Origin of the sequence: Rhodopirellula sp. MGV, from assembly GCF_002251265.1 — a bacterium.
GTDB classification, from domain to species: domain Bacteria; phylum Planctomycetota; class Planctomycetia; order Pirellulales; family Pirellulaceae; genus Stieleria; species Stieleria baltica_A.
In genome coordinates, this window is the sequence record NZ_NPDI01000020.1 from 71,191 (window position 1) to 89,606 (window position 18,416).

General features: G+C 55.7%; 14 protein-coding genes. 8 read left to right on the top strand and 6 right to left on the bottom strand.

Features of this window, described 5'->3' with window-relative positions:
• Positions 1-41: 41 nt before the first annotated feature.
• Positions 42-833, top strand: coding sequence for an MBL fold metallo-hydrolase (locus tag CGZ80_RS06440; RefSeq protein ID WP_094412530.1), 792 nt, complete (start codon positions 42-44; stop codon positions 831-833).
• A gap of 6 nt (positions 834-839) precedes the next feature.
• On the opposite strand, the gene CGZ80_RS06445 is transcribed toward CGZ80_RS06440, so the two are convergent.
• Genes CGZ80_RS06445 through CGZ80_RS06455 form a run of 3 tightly spaced genes read right to left on the bottom strand, consistent with a single transcriptional unit; the run spans position 840 to position 4,146 of the window.
• Entirely contained in the window at positions 840-1,616 is a 777-nt protein-coding gene (locus tag CGZ80_RS06445; RefSeq protein ID WP_158222585.1) for a 2-phosphosulfolactate phosphatase, read from the bottom strand.
• Entirely contained in the window at positions 1,616-3,118 is a 1,503-nt protein-coding gene (locus CGZ80_RS06450; RefSeq protein WP_233148263.1) for an MATE family efflux transporter, read from the bottom strand. The genes CGZ80_RS06445 and CGZ80_RS06450 overlap by 1 nt, the downstream gene beginning before the upstream one ends.
• Positions 3,115-4,146: a rhomboid family intramembrane serine protease gene (locus CGZ80_RS06455; RefSeq protein WP_094412534.1), complete on the bottom strand. Its 1,032-nt coding sequence runs from the start codon at positions 4,144-4,146 to the stop codon at positions 3,115-3,117. Before CGZ80_RS06455 ends, CGZ80_RS06450 begins: the two co-directional genes overlap by 4 nt.
• A gap of 275 nt (positions 4,147-4,421) precedes the next feature.
• Here CGZ80_RS06455 and CGZ80_RS06460 point away from each other — a divergent pair, with 275 nt between their 5' ends.
• Both CGZ80_RS06460 and yidD read left to right on the top strand, forming a co-directional pair.
• Complete coding sequence (locus CGZ80_RS06460; protein WP_094412536.1) at positions 4,422-4,754, top strand: HesB/IscA family protein; 333 nt, start codon at positions 4,422-4,424, stop codon at positions 4,752-4,754.
• Between the two features lie 141 nt (positions 4,755-4,895).
• Positions 4,896-5,135, top strand: coding sequence for a membrane protein insertion efficiency factor YidD (gene yidD, locus CGZ80_RS06465; RefSeq protein WP_094412716.1), 240 nt, complete (start codon positions 4,896-4,898; stop codon positions 5,133-5,135).
• Between the two features lie 129 nt (positions 5,136-5,264).
• On the opposite strand, the gene CGZ80_RS28540 is transcribed toward yidD, so the two are convergent.
• Complete coding sequence (locus CGZ80_RS28540; protein ID WP_233148264.1) at positions 5,265-5,417, bottom strand: hypothetical protein; 153 nt, start codon at positions 5,415-5,417, stop codon at positions 5,265-5,267.
• Between the two features lie 224 nt (positions 5,418-5,641).
• Here CGZ80_RS28540 and CGZ80_RS06475 point away from each other — a divergent pair, with 224 nt between their 5' ends.
• Positions 5,642-10,438 carry an Ig-like domain-containing protein gene (locus CGZ80_RS06475; protein WP_094412540.1) on the top strand — a complete coding sequence of 1,599 codons (4,797 nt, stop codon included), beginning with the start codon at positions 5,642-5,644 and terminating at the stop codon, positions 10,436-10,438.
• A gap of 374 nt (positions 10,439-10,812) precedes the next feature.
• A complete protein-coding gene (locus CGZ80_RS06480) occupies positions 10,813-11,130 on the top strand; it encodes an HU family DNA-binding protein (RefSeq protein ID WP_094412542.1) in 318 nt (105 codons plus the stop codon).
• A 98-nt stretch (positions 11,131-11,228) separates the two neighbouring features.
• Here CGZ80_RS06480 and CGZ80_RS06485 read toward each other — a convergent pair whose 3' ends face one another.
• Positions 11,229-13,727 (bottom strand): DUF3488 and DUF4129 domain-containing transglutaminase family protein, encoded by a 2,499-nt coding sequence (locus CGZ80_RS06485; RefSeq protein ID WP_094412544.1) that lies wholly within the window; start codon positions 13,725-13,727, stop codon positions 11,229-11,231.
• The gene (locus CGZ80_RS06490; RefSeq protein WP_094412546.1) at positions 13,724-15,154 is read right to left on the bottom strand and encodes a DUF58 domain-containing protein; all 1,431 of its coding nucleotides are present in this window, start codon (positions 15,152-15,154) and stop codon (positions 13,724-13,726) included. Before CGZ80_RS06490 ends, CGZ80_RS06485 begins: the two co-directional genes overlap by 4 nt.
• Before the next feature lie 145 nt (positions 15,155-15,299).
• Here CGZ80_RS06490 and lhgO point away from each other — a divergent pair, with 145 nt between their 5' ends.
• The 3 genes from lhgO to CGZ80_RS06505 are packed head-to-tail and all read left to right on the top strand — an operon-like array spanning position 15,300 to position 18,178.
• Positions 15,300-16,520 (top strand): L-2-hydroxyglutarate oxidase, encoded by a 1,221-nt coding sequence (gene lhgO, locus CGZ80_RS06495; RefSeq protein ID WP_094412548.1) that lies wholly within the window; start codon positions 15,300-15,302, stop codon positions 16,518-16,520.
• A gap of 12 nt (positions 16,521-16,532) precedes the next feature.
• Entirely contained in the window at positions 16,533-17,336 is an 804-nt protein-coding gene (locus CGZ80_RS06500; protein ID WP_094412550.1) for an ABC transporter ATP-binding protein, read from the top strand.
• Complete coding sequence (locus tag CGZ80_RS06505; protein ID WP_233148265.1) at positions 17,333-18,178, top strand: ABC transporter permease; 846 nt, start codon at positions 17,333-17,335, stop codon at positions 18,176-18,178. Before CGZ80_RS06500 ends, CGZ80_RS06505 begins: the two co-directional genes overlap by 4 nt.
• Positions 18,179-18,416: the final 238 nt, after the last annotated feature.

Consider the following 18,416-nt stretch of genomic DNA (forward strand, 5'->3'; position numbering starts at 1 on the left):
TGTGGCGTTCGCGGTTGAACTGGAATTGCAATACAAAACCGATGCTTGAACGAAATCCGATCTATCCCGGTATCATTGAACTGAACTTCCAAGCCCGCGAAGTCTTGGGGTGCAACGTTTATCTTTTGTATGACGCCGATGAGTGGGCGCTTGTTGATATCGGATACGAAGAAACCGTTGATGATTTCATCGATATCATCCGCGAGTTGGATTTTCCGCTGTCCCAGTGCAAAACGTTGATCGCGACGCATGCCGACGTCGACCACATCCAGGGGCTGGCCAAGATCAAGAATATTTTGAAGACCAGTGTGACGGCGCACCCGCACGCGGTTCGTCCGCTCGCCGAAGGGGACACGCTGTGGACGCTGGCGGAGATCGAAGCCCAAAACCTGAAAATGGACATGCCAAAGGTTGATGTCGAGCATCAAGTCAACGATGGCGACATTATTAAAGTTGGGGCGTTGGAAATCGAAGTTTGGCATACGCCAGGGCACACCAACAGCCAGTTAGCGTTCCGAGTCGGTGACATGCTGCTAAGCGGTGACAACATCTATCGCGATGGCTGCATCGGTGCAGTGGATGCCCACCACGGGAGCGACATCAAGGCGTTTATTAAATCGTTGGAGCGGATTCGTGATAGCGATGTGAAGTGGTTGGCACCCAGTCACGGGCCAATCTTCCGCAACGACAAAGACTTTATGAATCGTACGATTGATCGCGTGCGTGGTTACCTGAAAATGGCCGACTTCGGAACACTCGCCGAGTCTTGGCCGCTGATGGATCAGTGGGACGACGAAGTCGCCGAAGGGATCTTGCCTGACGGCCTTCGTTAGTTTTGATCAGGCGTCCTTCCATCCGAAGGTAACGACACCTTCGGATCGATTTTTGGGATCACGCTCGACGATACCATTCGCGCTGTCAATCACCGCACAGCGTTGAAGGTCTTCGGCGTAACCGACACGCAGCAGGTTTCGTCCGCCGAGTGAAAGTCCGAGCGATTCCGCTAGCGGTTTGCCGGTCGCACAAGCCTGTTGCCAGGACGCCCAAGCCATTCGTGCCGAATCATCGACCTTGTTGGACGTGTCTCGCTGCATTAGCCCGTCAACAATTGCCCCGGCTAGCAAGACGTCTTCATAGCTGATTTGCCCTTCGGTGCCGGCACAGACGATCAGCAAATCCTGTTCATCTGCCACGCTATTGACCGTAGCGGTCAGGTTTAAAAACGATGCGATCAGCAATCGCTTCGCATGTTGAACCGCAGCGATCGCTTTGGTTCCATTGGTGGTCGTTAGCAGCACGTGACGGTTGGCAACCACGCTGGACGGATATTCGGCGGGCGAGTTTCCGAGGTCAAATCCCTTAATCGGCACACAAGCTCGCTCGCCACAAAGCAGCGGCCGCAGGTGCGGGGCAGTTCCATCGGCAAGCTCGCGTGCCAAGTCGACTTCGCCGCACGTCTGCAAGCTGGCGGCTCCATTTCGTCCCGCCGTCGTCATCACGCTTGTTGCACGCAACACGTCGATCACAATCGCGCACCGCAACGACTGTGTCTCGTCTTGTCGCAGATCTGAGGTGATCAATGAGGGTAGCAATGCGACCGAGATTGACTGTTTCATTAAACCATCCGCATCGATTTCCAGCGTCCGCTGATGAAACGCATTGCCATCGCGGCAGCAAGCGTCCAGATCCATGCGGTGATGACCCACCACCACAAGTACAACGAATCCTGATGGTCGTCGATTAGGATTCCGATTCCGATTGCCGAGACACTGACAATTGCCCCGGTCAGCAGCACAAACCAAGTATCACCGGCGCCTTTGAGGGCCGCAGCCAAGATCAGTTGGACCGCGTCGAAGACGACATACGCAGAGACGAACCCCAGCAAAGTGCTTGCAATCACGATCGCCGCATCGGAATTGGGATCGGTTGGCCCAAGCCGATAAAGCGAGAGGAGCCAATCGCCAGCGGCAAGGTACATCGCGACCCACGAAAGCGAATACGTCAGCGAGATTAGCAGAGCCGCGATTGTGGTTCGCATCGCAAACGCAGGGCCGTTTTGCAGCAAATGACGACCTGCCAAAACGCTGGTTGCAATCGCGACACCGACCAAGGGGATGAATGCGATCATGTTAAAGTTGATCGCCATCGTTGTCGCGCGAAGCGGGATGTCGCCCAGCTGTCCAATCTTTAAAACGATGATTGTGAACGAGCTCGCTTCGGTTAGATACATCAACCCGCTCGGCAGGCTGAAGTAGACGAAGTTCCACAACACTTTCATGTCGAAGCAAAAGCCGCTGCGCATTCCATAACGTTCGCGGTACTCCTGCTTGAAGAGGATCGCGGCATAGCAAACGACCTTGAACCAAAACGCCAGCACGCTGCCAATTGCTGCGCCGGTAATCCCCATCGCCGGAAAACCCGCGAAGCCGAAGATCAACACTACATCCAAGACGACATTCAGCAGGCCACTGGCAATCGAAACCCACATGATCACGGACGTTCGCTCGGTCCCGCTAAAAAATCCGCTGAGTGCCGATTCGATCACCAGCCCTAATCCGCCGAGCATCAGCCACCGCAGATACGTTGCTTCTGCGGGGATTAGCGTTGGGTCTTGCCCGGCAAACGTGAATAGGCCTTCGGCATACAGTCCGGCGACGACAAACCACGGCGACGTGATCAATGCCATCCAGAGAGATTGCCAGAGCAGTCGCCCGATCTTGTGTTCTTCGTTGTTTCCGATCAGTTGTCCGATCACCGCACCGGTCATCGAAGCGGCACCGACGGGAACACAGACCAATACCCAGAACAAATTTCCTCCGGCCATCGATGCGCTCATCGAGACGCCATCAAAAAAGCCAAGTAGCGTTCGGTCGGCAAACAGGACGATCGAAAACATCCCGGTGCTGACCATCAACGGCAGCGCCACCCGGAACACTTCGCTCGCGGCACCACGCATCGTCGTCGGTGCCGGTAACTCATCACGCTGTTGTGAGCCGTCCCGTTCAGACGAGTCGTCGCCGGGAACCGGTCGGTAGCCACTAACGGAATCCTTTTCGGTTGCCACCGTTGCTGGCTCGGAGGCTTGGGCATCGCCCGGTTGGGCGTTCACTGAGCTCACGGAAAGCGGCCTGGGTGAATTTTTGCAACACCCACGGCAAACAGCATCCCGGCAAACAGTCCGCCCAGGTGTGCGCCGTTGGCGATGTGATCGATCAGAAAAATACAGATCACCAAGTATCCGAGCAGGAACGCGACGTTCGCTGGCGAGATATCGATCGGGTAGCTTCGTGAAAGCATCGGCCGAATCCAAAGGTAACCGAACAAGCCGATCACGCCGCCCGATGCGCCGATCGCAGCATGCGAGCCGGCGAGACCATGCAGGATTGGGGGCAAGGATTCTTCGGGCGGGAGTGAGATTTGGAAAATCATCCCCGCCATCGCGCACGCCATGAAGAGGACCGCCAGGAAAACGGAGCCTTCGATGCGTTCGATTGCGGAGCCGAGGAAAAACAACGCCATCATGTTGAAGGCTAGGTGAAAGGTGTTTCCGTGCAGGAAGATTGGCGTGACGAAACGCCAGACTTCGCCTTTCTTGATCGATGCGTACGGATCCCCGTCGATCATGTAGTCGTCCATCGAAACGAACGACAATGCATTACGGACCGTTTCCTCACTGGAAGGTTCGCCTGGAATTCCGGAACGTTGTGGTCGGTCGAATCCGGTCGAAAAACTGGCCAGGACAGACAACGCAATGATGGCAATGACAACCGGAGTCGATTGCTGGCGAGCACCGAACGCGGGGCGGCCTCCACGTGGCGTAGAGTGTTCGACTTTTTTAACCAGCTTTTTTTTACGGATCTCCTCCGAAGCTTTCTCTTGGCGAAGTTGGTTGGCTTGGCTCGCAACCTTGTATTTTTCGGCTTGAGGATTGTCCTGGAAGGACTTCAGCTCCTCTCGGGCGCGGTCAACCTGTTCTTCATCACGGATCCAAAGCTCGCACTGCGTCGCCACCTCGTTTGCCAAAGATTGCGACTCGGATTGAGGTGGTTTCTCGATATTGATGCTGCAATCGATCGACTGGGTAAACAGGTAGTCGGCAAAACGACGCGCTTGGTCTGGATTCGTGAGAGTGCCGATACGGCGCATGAAAACTTGGTTGCTAAGGGTGTGTGGACAGCCACAGGAGGGGCTGCGGGGCCCCGTTGATCTCGGTTTTGCGGTGTCGAAACGCCGAATTGTTGTCGATCGTCACGGGGGTGGACGACGATAAGACTTGCCGCAGCAAGGGCTGCGCTGAATACTATGACGGGTAGTTGGAGCAGTCGCTACGCGATCTGCCGGAAAGATGTGGAATACCCTTTCCCGCAACTACACTAACAACGAAACATTCGATTCGTCCACATTACGAAGGTAACGCTGCCATGGCAGTCAAATTGAGCGAACGCGCCGCTCAGGAAGTTGAGCGATTCCGCCAGGAACACGATTTTGGAGACGACATGGTCCTCCGCATTGAAGTTGCCGGCGGCGGATGCAGCGGATTTGAATACCGTCTGAACTTCGACGACAAGTTTGACGACAAAGCGGACTCGAAGTACGAAAGCCACGGCGTCGCTGTCGTTGTCGACAAGAAAAGCGCCCTGTACCTCGATGGAACGACCGTCGATTGGTACGAAAGCCTGGAAAAGCAAGGCTTCACGTTCGACAACCCGAACGCAACGAAAACCTGCGGCTGCGGCAGCTCGTTCCAAGCCTAATCGGCCAAATCAAACTCCAATCCTCGTCCACGATTGCGTAGTGGACGAGGCGACGAGTCCTCCTCGAAACACCGTGGACGAGGCGACGAGTCCTTCTTTGCCCAACTTCTCCTGGGCGTCCCAGTTTGCGGTCAACAACCCGTGCTTAGCAAAGCTCTCATCGGTTTGATTCGCATCTATCAGCGGTACATCAGCCCGCTCTTCCCACCCCGCTGTCGGTTCCAGCCTTCGTGCAGCCAGTACGCGTTGGAGTCGATCCGCAATTGCGGCCCGCTGAAGGGTTGTTTTTATGCGGCGGTGAGACTTTTGAAGTGCCACCCACTGCATCCAGGTGGCCACGATCCGCCACCGCAAAAGTCGCCCGGAAAGTCGGCTGACTGACCACGTGTGATCCGCCGAGCGGCATTCGATTCTCCAAGCAGCGGCGTTTCACCGATGAATTGCGGCGTTTCGCGAAATCGATGGACTTTTGTGCATTCAGGGAAGCTGGGAATTTTGCGTCAGTTCGATTCACCGGTTCGCTTCGCCGGAACCATCGCTGTCGGTGGTGCGTCGAACGTAGCGTGTCAAAAGGTACCGGTTGTGACGGATTTCCTCAGCCCAAGCACGGTCGCTTGCCGAATGCCCCAACTGCAGCCGTGATGGAGTTGAAAAAACTTGCACGGCAGCTTTCCTAGAGTACCCGCTTAACACGTGTGCTCACACAACACCTGTACCCGCTGCCTACGTAGCCGCGTCACGGCGAGTTCCCCCTCAAGTCGATCCCCGCTTCAAGGCGAGCCTTGCTGTTTAGTTGAGCTTAGGACGAATTGGTTTCTGCCCGGTATTTGGGCCGCAGGCTGGTTAGTCCGCTCGTCGACGAATTTCACCGAATTTGGTTATCAAAGATGTCTAAAGGTCGCAACCAATCTGCCCGCCGAAACCAGCTTTCACGTTTGCTCGGCGATCTTATCGGCGCCTCGAAGCATGATGGCACCGCGCGACGCGGCGGTTCTGCAAAGGCGATCCCGCGGCCACGTCGCAACCAGCGTTTGGTACTTGAGGGTTTGGAGACACGACAGTTGCTCGCCGGTGACGTCGCAGGGCTGGACGAAAGCATCTTGGGGCCTGTCGACACCCGCGACACATCCGGTGAGGTGGCGTTGATCGCGAGTGCTTCGCTGACGACCAATACAGCCGCCGAAGGCGAAGCGGCACCCGACTTGGTTCAGTTTGCCAAAGACCTCACCGCGGCGGACGTCAAGTTTTTTGGCGCGAATTGGTGCCCGGCGTGTTCGGAGCAGAAAGCGTTGTTTCAAGACGGCTACAAATACCTACCGTTCATTGAGGTCACGAATCCTGACCGCACGATCGGGCAGATCGGAACCGACAACAACATCACCGCATATCCCACTTGGGTCTTTCCAGACAACAGCCGCGAAACCGGCGTGTTGACGCTGCAACAGATCAGCGACCGCAGTGGCGTGCCCATTCCGACAAGTGAGGATCCGACCTTCGCCGATATCGGTGATCAAACGGTGCTGATCGGATCTCCCCTGCACATTCCCGTTGACGCTTACGATCCGAATGGCGGGCCGTTGACCGTCACCGTATCGGTTGCGGACCCCAGTTTGTTGGACGCGACGGTACTGAGCGGCAACCGTTCGATTCGGATCGATATGGAAACCTATGGCGACATGGTGTTCCAATTGTTTGAACAGCGTGCTCCGCTGGCGACCGGCCGGGTGATTGAGTTGGCAGAGGACGACTTTTATGACGGAATCATTTTCCACCGCGTGGACGATGGCTTTGTGATCCAAGGTGGTGACCCGACGGGGACCGGTTCGGGCGGATCGACTTTGGGTGACTTTGACGACGATTTCAATCCCGAACTGCAACACAACCGAACCGGCGTGCTGTCGTTTGCCAAGTCATCCGACGACACGAACGATTCGCAGTTCTTCGTCACCGAAGTGCCGACGCGTTTCTTGGACTTCAACCATAGTGTCTTTGGCCAGTTGATCGAAGGCTTTGACGTTCGTGAGGCGATCAGCAATCACGCGGTCAATTCATCGGATCGTCCCACGACGGACATCGCGATCAATACGATCGACGTGTTCAACGATACCGAGAACGGGCTGATCATGTTGAAGCCGGTCGGGAATAGTGTCGGGACAACGAACGTGACAGTGACGGTGACCGATGGTGATGGAAACACGCACAGCGAGACGTTCGAAGTCGATGTCGCCAACGATACCGCGAACAGTCAACCCTACCTGAGCAATTCGGTGACCACTGATGCGGAGTATCCCGCTGGTCAGGCGGCGAATCTGCAGTTGGTGAGCGTCGATGTAGAAGGCGATGCGGTGACGTATTCGGCGCAAGTCGTTTCGACAGGGACGGGGGCAACCGCGTCGGTGAATCAAAGCGGTTTGCTGACCGTCACCCCTGCGCAAGGCTTCACCGGTACTGTTCAAGTCAACGCCCGCGTCCAGCCTGGGCCAGGTGTGACCGGTAACAACAGCGGCGACAACGACAACCAGGTCTATACGTTTAATTTCGTGTCCGGCGATGGCCCTGCGGCACCGTCATCGATCGATCTTCGAACCAGCAGTGACACCGGAAGCAACGGAACCGACAACATCACCAATGCCGGTACGTTGGCATTTACGATCGGTGGTGTGAGCAACGGTGCGACGGTCGAACTGATCAACACTCAAACCAACGCGGTCTTGGGTGCGGCAACGGCCAACGGGACCAGTGTCACAATCACGACGAATAACTTTGCGGCTTTGGGCGATGGCGTGTACACCGTTGCCGCTCGTCAGACCGTCAATGGCGAAACGAGTACCTTGTCGTCGACGATGCAAGTGACGTATGACACGACCGCGCCTGCTTCCGTAATCGGTGGTGTAGCGACAAGTGCGAATGTCGGTCGTCCATACACGACGGATCTAAACAGCGCCGAAGAGGGTTCAGTCGCTTATGTTCTGACCCAAGCTCCGACGGGCGCGACAATCAATTCGAGCACCGGCGTGATTACTTGGACGCCAGACACCGGAGATATCGGAGACAATACTTTCACGGTGCGTACGACGGACTTGGCTGGCAATGCGACGACGGAAAGCTTTACCGTTGGTGTCGCGGACGAGCCGCTTGCCGAAGTGAAACTGGTGGCCCGTGATACCGATGGAAACATCATCACCAGCTTGGAAGTCGGCGAAGAGTTTGTATTGGAGTTGGTGGGTGTCGATGCCCGTGGCAGTTTTGACCGCGTCGGGGTCTTCGGTGTGTACGCGGACATCCTGTTCGATTCTGACATCATCGAGCCGGTCAGCGGTAGTTCGATCGAATATGTGGGCAAGTTCACGCTTGGACCAACTGGCACGTTCTCGGACGGCTTGATCGACGAAATCGGCGCGTCTGCAACATCGACGACCGCCTCAAACGAAGCGGAATCTTTGATCGCTCGCGTTCAGATGAAGGCCGTCGGTAGCGGGACGGTTAACATCCGTAGCGAAGAAGCAGACGGAACGGAGAAGGTTCTGCTGTATAACATCGATGACAACATCCCGTCAGAAGATGTGTTTTATGGAAGTTTGAGTTTGGCTGTCGGATTGACGTTCACCCTGAACGATGACAGCACGACCATCGCCGAAGACTCCGGCGCGGCGACGATCGACGTACTGGCCAACGACACGGCGGCAAGCGGGGACACGTTGTCGATCTATTCAGTCACCCAGCCTAGCGAAGGCGGCACGGTCACGATCAGCAACGGCCGCCTGGTGTTCACGCCGACCGCAGACTTTAGCGGTACCGCGACCTTTACATATCGCGCCGGAACGAGCACCACGACCCAGGATGTCGCGACTGTCACGGTAACTGTGACGGGCGTGAACGATCCGCCAACCGGCGTCAACGATTCGTTTACCGTCGATTCGAATTCCAGCAACAATTCGTTGGACGTGTTGGCAAACGATTCGAGTGCACCTGATAACGGCGAAACGTTGACTGTCACCGCGGTCAATTCCAACACCAGCGGGGCGTCGGTCTCTGTCGCATCCGGCGGCACCCGAGTGAACTATACGCCACCGACGAACTTCACCGGAACCGATACGTTTACCTACACGCTCAGCGATGGGACCTCGACCCAAGAGGTGACGGTCAGTGTCTTGGTCACGTCCTCGGACGATCCGCCAACGGCAACCAATGACAGTTTCAATGTCAACGAAGACGCTGCCGAAGCGACCTATAACATTTTGGCGAACGATCAACGCGATGGCGACAACCAATCGTTCGTGATCGACAGTGTCGCGACGCCTAGCCAAGGCGGTACGGCACGAATCAGCAGTGACGGAAGTACGTTCTTCTATGAACCTGCGGATAACTTCTTCGGGACTGAAACTGTTGTTTATACGATTCGTGATACTGGCGGCGGATTGGCAAATGCGACTGTGACGTTCACTGTCGCGGCGGTTAACGATCCGCCACCGGTGTTGAATGACACCGTCAGTGTGAATCAGGCCAGCACACCAACAATCGTTCTGCGTTTATCAGACTTGCCAGAAAATGTTGATGGTACTTCCGAAACATTGACATTTACCAATCTTGGGACGCCAACCAATGGCGGTACCGTCGCGATCGATTCGTCCGGGAACATCACGTACCGGCCTTCCAGCGCTTCGTTCTCTGGAACAGACACGTTTACTTACCGGGTCAGTGACGGGACGACGACTAGCACGGGAACGCTCACCGTCCAGGTCGAAAACTTCGCGGAACGTTCGATCCGTGTTCGCTTCAATGGGTCGAATGCACTCTCGGTTGTTGGAAGCGTGCGGTTGGTCGGAACTGATACTCTTGGTAACAGCGTCGACATCGGAGCGAGCCTCGACAGTGCGGACTCGTTGTTGTTTGACTCGGTATTGCCTGGTGACTACGCGATCGAGATTCCCGCGGTGCCGTTTTACCAGGGGGCTGAGCAAGCCCAACGTATTGAGTTGACGAGTGCACCCGACGATGGTGACACCGTCGTCGAAGCCTCGTTGGGACGTATGAAGGCGAAGTACCTATCGGTGCGGGATTGGTTGCGATCGTCACCAAAGCAAGCGGCGTTCATTGCCGTTGAACCTGGCAAGACGGCAGTGTCGACAGAGCTATCGGAAGGGGCGTCGGATTCGATCACCGAAGCAGAATTGTCGCTCAATTCTGCGGGAACTCAGATCACCATCACCGGCAAAGACAGCTCCGATGATGATGTGACGGCGACCGTTTCCACTTCGCGCCGTGACTTGGTACAGCAGCGTGGCCAAATCGGAAATCTGCGGTTCTATCGCGTGAACGTTGATGACGCGGTCCTCAACTACACCGAGGTCGCATCGGCAAGTGCGGTTGCAGCGTCGGGAAGCGGTGAGGGCGAAAACATCGCCGCATTGTCCGCAGCGGACGCGGTGACGAGCGAGGTCGTCTCGGGTGAAACACAAACTGCCGCGTCGACGCTCGCCACCGAGAACGAAGCGGAAGCGGAGGGCGCCGCGGCGGCAACTTCGATCAATGAGGTGTCAGCACCGATGCTGTCACTCAGTAGCGTGAGCGAGAGCGACGTGGTTGAGAACAGCGAAGTTGAACCCGAGCCGGAAGATACCCCAGTGGAAGCTGCGAATCGATTCGCGAGCATTGCGGATCGATTCTTCCGTCGTCGTCGTTAAACCGCGGTTTTTACGAAATATTCGCAGGAAAAATCGTGGGCGTATTCGGTGCGCCGGATCCGTCCATTTGGACCTCGGAAACAGCGTTTTTACCGCTAAACAGGCGGTTTTTGGGCCCAAACCGTCGGAAAACTGGCTAATTCCGGGGTTTTTGGCCCCTTTTTGCACTTGAATCGGCCAGTAACTGACCGGCTGAAGGTACAGTTCCGCGTAGGCCATAGTCGCTAAAACCCCGTTATTCGCGGGTTTTTTCGCGGATGCCGGGTTGCATCAAAACTCGGCGACGCATAACACTTGGCCCCGTCAGAAACGCACGGGATCATCATTCCCGCTCTAACCCTTCCTGCATAAGCAATCAGAAAAGGTTCTCGCAAATGGCTAAAGCTCCGCCGAAAGCACCCACCAAGACTCAGATCATCGCAAACATCGCTGAGTCGACCGAATTGGCCAAGAAAGATGTGGCTGCGGTCTTCGATGCACTGACTGACGAAATCGCACGAGAGATGGGCCGCAGCGGCTCGGGACAGTTCACCATTCCCGGACTTTGCAAGATTCAACGCAAAGATGTTCCCGCCAAACCAAAGCGAAAGGGACGTAACCCAGCCGATGGTTCGGAAATTTGGTTGAAGCCAAAACCGGCCAGCAAAAAGGTCGTGATCCGTCCTTTGAAAGGCCTGAAGGAAATGATCTAAACAGATCGTTTCAAATGTGAATCGACAGACGACACGCCAGATTCTGGTGTGTCGTTTCTTTTTGCGCTGTTGCCACTCACGTGACGTTCCGGGAAACGCTACTTGGACGGACTGGCGAGCAAGCGTTTTAGATCGGTAAGTGCTTCTGCAATCTCGTCGGAAGCCTCAACCCGTTGCCCGCCATAGCGGCAATCATTGAACGCATCGGTCAACACTTTCAGCGGCGGATAGTGCACGCCAACACGCTTGGCAAATTCGTCAGGCGTTTCGAAGTCATCACGCTCAATACCGGTTCTTCGTAACAATCGAATTGCTTCGCCATAGAACGGAATCGAAATCTCTTTCGCTCGATGCTTGCGTCGCCTTCGAAATGGAAACCCAAAGCTGGGAATTGAGATTTTCGAGACCACATAAATTGCCATCGCAACGCAGACGGCTAACAGAATCGCGACCAGATACCTGCGATCAAGTGAGAACCGTTTGTCGGATCGCTGCGAACTGAGTTGGCTCATGTTCTGTTTCATCTGACGCCAAAATGTGTCATAGGTCGACTTCATTTGCTGGTACTGGGCAGCTTGTTGGATCGCATCGTTTTGTCGGTTGCGATTCATGTCGACGACATAGTCTTCCCAGATGTTATTGGCGAGGTTCATCAGACCTTGTGCACCTTGGCGATCTTGTTGCTGTTGAAACAGGCTTGCCGCCGGTGTCGGGTCCAGACGCAACCAGTACCAACGCGACGGTTTTGATCCGGCCGGGATTGCAGCTTGTGGAAATTCCTTGCCTTCGACAAGAGCTTCGACCCAAGCATGGGCGTGTTGCTGCCTTGCGATGTAGTAGCCGCCAATTTTATTGAATTCGTCGCTGCGATAGCCGACGATGACACGACTGGGAATGCCAACGCTGCGCAACATCAACGCCAACGCTGACGCAAAGTATTGGCAGTGGCCGCGTCGATCCGTGGCAAGAAACTGTTCGATCGGGTCGACGTTCGGCAGCACTTTCGCCGACAGGTCCAACGTGTATTGGAACTGCGGATCCGTTGCCAAGTAGTACGCGAACTCTTTTGCGATTCGGGATGCGACGCGTTCTTGGTCGGGGATTGTCTCGAGGATCTGTTCGGCGAGTCGTTCGGCACTCGGCAATCGATCTCGATCGAAGGTCAATAACTGACGCTGGTATTGGCGAAACTCACGGGAGTAGTAATCGTCCCGTTCGGCGTTGCCAAATGAATATGGCAAGCCGCTACGGTTGTAAGTTGTTGACGTGCGAATCGGGCGCGGGGTCAGTTCGGCTTGGACGCCTTTGTAGAACGAGTTGGTGAAAAATCGGTAGGTAAGTGCGGGGAACGGAGGGCTATCGGTGTCTCGCGTTAGCGTCCAGCGATCGACCGCATGCAATATTTCGGGGTTCAGTTCATCGCTGTAATAAGGCGCGACGGCAAACAAAGCTGGACGCGACATCGATTCGCAGGTGATCTCGACTTCGACCTTGTCGTATCGCAGTCGTTGCGCGCGGTCGGCTGGAACGTATCCGGCCGGCAAACGGCTGAGGACTCGTGGTGGCGATGTCGACGACACCCATTTTGCGATGGGCTGCCCTCGCGAATAATCGACATCGTAGCGTTCCAGGACTTTGCCACGCAGATACAACCCGTGTTGCAATTCGTAAGGAGCGCCGGTGTCTGCATTGGTGAGTTGGACCTTCAAAGCCCGCGCCGAGTTTTGCATCACTTGGCCGAGTTGTTCCAAGCGAATTTCGTCGTCGAATCCGACCATCGCCGGTCCAGAAAGCGACGACCTTGTCGGGACAATGCGACGTGGCAACAAGTAGAAAAACGTCAACATGACCAAGCAAATCGCAGGCGTGGAAACCAACAACGGAACTTTGGCCCAACGCACTGCCGATTCGTCCACGATCGCGGCAGTCGACGGCGATTGGATGGTGACGCGTGAGTTCGGTGTCGACGGCTTGCGAACGTATTCGGCAATGCGTCGTAAAACACGTGCGAGGCGAGTTTTGGGTTCGGCCGCAGGCCGGAGAGGTAGGTTCGATTCAAGATTTTCGGCAATCGTGACCACACCAAGCAAACACAACGCGCTGGCGCCGATGATCGAAATCGGCAACACCATGACGCCAAATCCGATCGCATCATTGAAGATTGCGGCAACCACCAATTCCAACAGGCAAAAGACAGCGAGCTGTTCCAGGATCCTTCGCGACTTGCGTTGCATCATCAAGATGCCTTGAACCAACACCAACAACAAGGCAACCGAAACCATTTGGGTTTGGCCGCGTTGTTCCAGCAGCCAGAAATCCTGGATGCAGTAGGCTGCCGAAAGTCCCATCGCGATGTACCCGAGCAACTGTGGCAACGCGATCAAACTGAGGTAGTCGACAAACAAAAATCCGAACACCGCAAAGAACACGGCCAGGACCGCGATTTCGTCCGCGTCTTGGCCGATGCCCAGTACGACTCCGCCGGCAGCGGATAGCAACGCATAGTAAAAATACAGCTTCGTCCGCGCACTCGGCAGCGAAGAAAACGGCGCCTTCGAATTGCGTCGAAGCGGTGCGGTAGAAGTGTCGCCGTTCACGAATTCACTGCCGAAGGTGGAGTATGAGCCGAAGTGGGCCGAGCCTGGCCAGCGTTCTCACGAGGGAGTCGCGCGTTTTCTTGTGTGAACTGTACGTACTCCTGGGAGAACTGTACGTAGCGTTCGGTTTCCTGGGAGAGGATATTGATCCAGGACAAACGCCCGCTGCGTGCCAAAGAGAGCCAATCTGGCGAACGCCGATGTTCTGGCATTCCACCCTGTCCAGTAGGAAGCATCACGTCACGAAACTTGCGTTGACTGATCACGACCAAGTCACGTTGTGCCAACCTCGACGCATAACGAGTTACCAAATCGACAAGCGGGTCAGGAAATTTGGTTTGCTTTGGTTGACTGGCGGACACGGAGCCTTGTTCGCTGAGTGCGAGGCGTTCGAGCAGCGGTCGGCAGTCTGAACCGGTAACCGTCAACAAGGGTGATTTGCCAAATGTTTCGCTGACGGCGTCACAAACCAACAATGAGACCGGGACCGACATCTTGGTCAACTCCGAAATGAACGTCGCGGCTAGCGACAGAGTTTTTTCAAAGTCGGCTTCGTCACTCGGTGTAGCGTCCTGATTGGGGTTAGCTAAGGAAGGAATCACTCCGTCGACGATGAAACAGATTTGATGTCGATGGCGTTGTTCGAATTGACGTACGGCCGGCTCACCAATCCTTGCGGTCGTACGCCAATGAATGTGTCGAACATGGTCTCCGGATTGCCAAGGACGCAGGCCATAGAACTCGCCTTGGTAGTTGGTCCCGGTGGTAGACCGGTCGCCATCACCGCCGGGACGGGGCGGGAGCAAGCGTTGCCAATGTCGCTTCAGAGTTAGCAGGCTCGGATAAACGTAAATCGTTTGTTCGCTGTTGACGGTCTGTCGTTCACTGACACTTAACGCAAACGGAAATGTTGTCGAAGCGATCAGCGGGCCCAGTTGGAAAGCCCCGCGTGTGGCGAATCGACATTGCACCGAGGTCTCGATGGACTGTTGAGGTGCGACGGAGCCGGTCGCCGCAAAGACCGACCATTTCTCGTCGTCGTCAATGGCATCTACAGGGACAAGTGATTCTTCGATTTGAACGAATGCGGTCGGAAAAAAACGCGACAGATTTCGGACGCGATAACGTATGTGAACGTCGTCTCCCACATGTCCGCCGGACAGCGGTTGTCGGGACAGGTGCACTCGTCGGATCGCCGTGTGTGCCGTACGCCACTGGACGATGACGACACTGATTAAAAGGCCTGCCAGCAGCAACAGCAGGTTGAAACCGCGCAGCGATCCGCCAATGATCGCGAATAGGGCGACAAACAAAAAATGCAGCCCCAGACGGGAAAGGCGATCACGGTACCGAATTCTTGTCCCGTTCGTCCGGATCGGTTCCCGTGTCAGGCCCGGGAGGCCGTTGGGGGGCGGTGTCGAGGACATTCAGGGTTTCGCTTGCCAGGGAGTTAAATCAAGATGAGGGTCGTCGCCTGAGACCAACTGTATTTTATGCGATTTTGCCAATCCCCCGAAGCGGAGTTTTGATCGCTTGGTGAGATGGCGCGCAATCCTAAGATTCTGAGACGTCATGCCGGATTCGAAGCGGAACTATGATTTTGTTGTTATCGGGGCCGGGATCGTGGGGCTTGCGACAGCGTCCGAGTTGCTGACGCGATACCCGGATTGCAGTCTCGCGGTCGTCGATACAGAAAATCGTGTCGCCAAACACCAAAGCGGTCATAACTCAGGCGTCATTCACAGCGGGATTTATTACCGACCGGGCTCACAGCGTGCGACCACTTGCCGGCGTGGCAAAGTCCTGATGGAGGCGTTTTGTGATCATCACCAAATTCCGTGGGAGCGGTGTGGGAAAGTCGTCGTCGCCACAAACGCGGCCGAAGTCGAATCGCTACAGCGAATCTCCGAGCGTGCCGAAGCAAACGGTGTCGAGTTCAAAAGGATCAACAGCGACGAACTGCGGGAGATCGAACCGCAAGCGTCCGGGATAGCCGCTTTGCATGTGCCGGAATCTGGAATCGTCAACTACGCTCGCGTTTGTGAGACGTTGGCGACGCTAATCCGGCAACGTGGTGGCGAAATTCGTTTCCTGGCTGAGGTAACATCGATTCAAAATCTTGCTTCTTCCGTCGTGGTCGGATTGAAATCGGGGCTGTCTTTGTCGACGGGGTATTTGATCAACTGCGCGGGACTGCAATGTGATCGGGTTGCCCAAATGGCTGGCGTGAAAACCGATGTCCGAATCGTGCCGTTCCGGGGGGAGTACTACGAACTTGCTCCCGGTCGAGAGCACATGGTTAATCACATGATTTACCCCGTCCCCAATCCTGAATTCCCCTTTTTAGGAGTTCACTTCACGCGGATGATTGATGGCGGGATCGAATGCGGACCGAATGCCGTTTTGGCCCTGGCGCGCGAAGGTTACCGTTGGAATCAAATCAGCCTGCGTGATATGAAGCAGACCGTTGTCTTTCCAGGATTCCAAAAGTTGGCTTTCAAACATTGGAAAACCGGATTGGGCGAAATGAATCGTTCATTGCGAAAATCAGCGTTCGTCTCGGCGCTGCAAAAGTTGTTGCCGACATTGCAGTCATCGGATTTGGTCGCCGGTCGAGCGGGAGTTCGTGCGCAGGCGGTGTCTGCCGGTGGTGAGTTAATCGACGATTTCTTGATCGAGTCGGTGGGGCTGTCCACACACGTTTTGAATGCGCCCTCTCCGGCCGCTACGGCGTCACTCGCGATCGCGGAGTTGATCGTCGATTCGATCCCGAAACCAGACCAGTGCGCGTAAGTCACTAAATACATGGATGATCCACTTCTAAACGAGTCGTCGGCGGTCCGCTGTGACGGCGTGACCGTCGCCTTCGATCAACAGGTTGCCGTCCGCCAGGTCGATTTGCTGGTCCAGCGTGGTGAGATCGTTTCACTGATCGGGCCGAGCGGGTGTGGAAAGACGACGTTATTGCGCGCGATGGCGGGGTTGCAGTCGGTGACAAAAGGCACGGTGACCATCGACCCGCCTGCCGTTGCCAAACAGGGCCAGATCGGATTCGTATTTCAAAGCCCCGCTTTATTACCTTGGGCGACGACATTGCAAAACGTCACGCTGCCGCTGGAGTTGATTGGCTGGGGTAATGCGAAGGAGCGATCCGAAAGGGCCCGCGACGCGCTCGCATCGGTGCAACTGTCGACGGTAGCCGATAGGATGCCGCACCAGCTTTCCGGCGGAATGAAAATGCGGGTCTCGATCGCTCGGGCACTCGTCAGCGAACCGAAACTGTTGCTGCTTGACGAGCCATTTGCCGCGCTGGATGACATGCTGCGCAACGAACTGGGGCAGTTGGTCCTGTCACTTTGGGAGCAGCAGCGATTTACGGCAGTGATGGTCACGCACAACATTAGCGAATCGATATTGCTGTCCAATCGGATTGCGGTGATGCGTGCAGGCCGGCTCGAATCGGTTCTTCAAAATCCGATTTCGTGGCCGCGACATCCCTCGCAAATGAGAACAACGCCTTTCGCGGAGTTTCTCGGTGTGGTCAGCGATCGCCTACGCGGTGAACCTGCTGTTGTGGCGGATGGCGCGACCGAGAGAGGGTTGGCATGATGTCGAACGACCGTGAATATGAACGTTTCGCAGGCGAAACAGGAAAGCGATTCTGGCGGCGTGCTCTGGTGACTTGGACGCCGGTGCTGGCGGTCGCGATGGTGACGTTGCTAGTGTGGTGGGGAATTGTTCGGGCGTGGGATTTACCGCGAGCCCTGTTGCCGCTTCCGAGTCAAGTATGGGACGCGGTGCTGGTGCATCGGGTCGAGCTCTTTCGCGGGTTCTTGACAACCGGTTTGGCAAGTTTCGCGGGCTTGTTGTCGGCTGTCACCCTAGGTTGTTTGATCAGCGTTGGGTTTTCGCAGTCTCGTCGAATTCGTCTGGCGTTTTTTCCCTACGTCGTCTTTCTGCAGACGGTCCCGATCGTCGCGATCGCGCCACTGTTGATCACTTGGAGCGGCTACGAATTTCGGACGGTGGTGATCGTGACGGTCATCGTTTGTTTGTTCCCCGTTGTTAACAATGTCACCGCGGGGCTCACCATGATTGACCATGCTTGGGGGGATCTGTTTCAGTTGTACGGTGCGTCGAGAACTCAGAAACTGGTCAAGCTGCAAATGCCGAGTGCGATCCCTTCATTGGTGATTGGCGCGAAAACAAGTAGCGGTTTGGCCGTGATCGGTGCGATCGTGGCCGAGTTTTTCGTCGGGAACGGGAGCGGCAATCAGTACGACGGATTGGGGACCTTGATGACGCACTGGCAGGGCTTTGTAAAAACCGATGCGTTGATCGCGGCGGTGTTCGCGTCCACGTTGTTGGGATTGTTGCTGTTTGGTTTAGTGCATCTGATTTCGATCACGTTGCTGTCTCGGTGGATGCGGCTTGAGGTGCCTCGTTCGTAAGCGTGGACCGCTGACTTTGAAAACAGCCGAGTTCGAAATCTGCCGAAAAGTCCGATCGCAGCACCTTAAAAAACTATATCGTCGACTCCGTTTGTGCCGATTAACTGAAGCGCGAGAGGTCTGCTTTTAACCCCGGTTGATTGCATGTCACTCGCCGCCGGTGAATCAATTCCCGCTGTCACACCGGCTTTTCGCTGCGCAATTGATCCGAAAGCCTGTGACGACGTTCAGAATCTTC

Excerpts from the sequence above, each read along its gene's own strand:
- CGZ80_RS06490 (WP_094412546.1), bottom strand. The coding sequence starts at position 15,154 with ATGTCCTCGACACCGCCCCCCAACGGCCTCCCGGGCCTGACACGGGAA.
- CGZ80_RS06440 (WP_094412530.1), top strand. The coding sequence starts at position 42 with ATGCTTGAACGAAATCCGATCTATCCCGGTATCATTGAACTGAACTTC.
- lhgO (WP_094412548.1), top strand. The coding sequence starts at position 15,300 with ATGCCGGATTCGAAGCGGAACTATGATTTTGTTGTTATCGGGGCCGGG.
- CGZ80_RS06505 (WP_233148265.1), top strand. The coding sequence starts at position 17,333 with ATGATGTCGAACGACCGTGAATATGAACGTTTCGCAGGCGAAACAGGA.
- CGZ80_RS06500 (WP_094412550.1), top strand. The coding sequence starts at position 16,533 with ATGGATGATCCACTTCTAAACGAGTCGTCGGCGGTCCGCTGTGACGGC.
- CGZ80_RS06460 (WP_094412536.1), top strand. The coding sequence starts at position 4,422 with ATGGCAGTCAAATTGAGCGAACGCGCCGCTCAGGAAGTTGAGCGATTC.
- CGZ80_RS06480 (WP_094412542.1), top strand. The coding sequence starts at position 10,813 with ATGGCTAAAGCTCCGCCGAAAGCACCCACCAAGACTCAGATCATCGCA.
- CGZ80_RS06455 (WP_094412534.1), bottom strand. The coding sequence starts at position 4,146 with ATGCGCCGTATCGGCACTCTCACGAATCCAGACCAAGCGCGTCGTTTT.
- CGZ80_RS06475 (WP_094412540.1), top strand. The coding sequence starts at position 5,642 with ATGTCTAAAGGTCGCAACCAATCTGCCCGCCGAAACCAGCTTTCACGT.
- CGZ80_RS06445 (WP_158222585.1), bottom strand. The coding sequence starts at position 1,616 with ATGAAACAGTCAATCTCGGTCGCATTGCTACCCTCATTGATCACCTCA.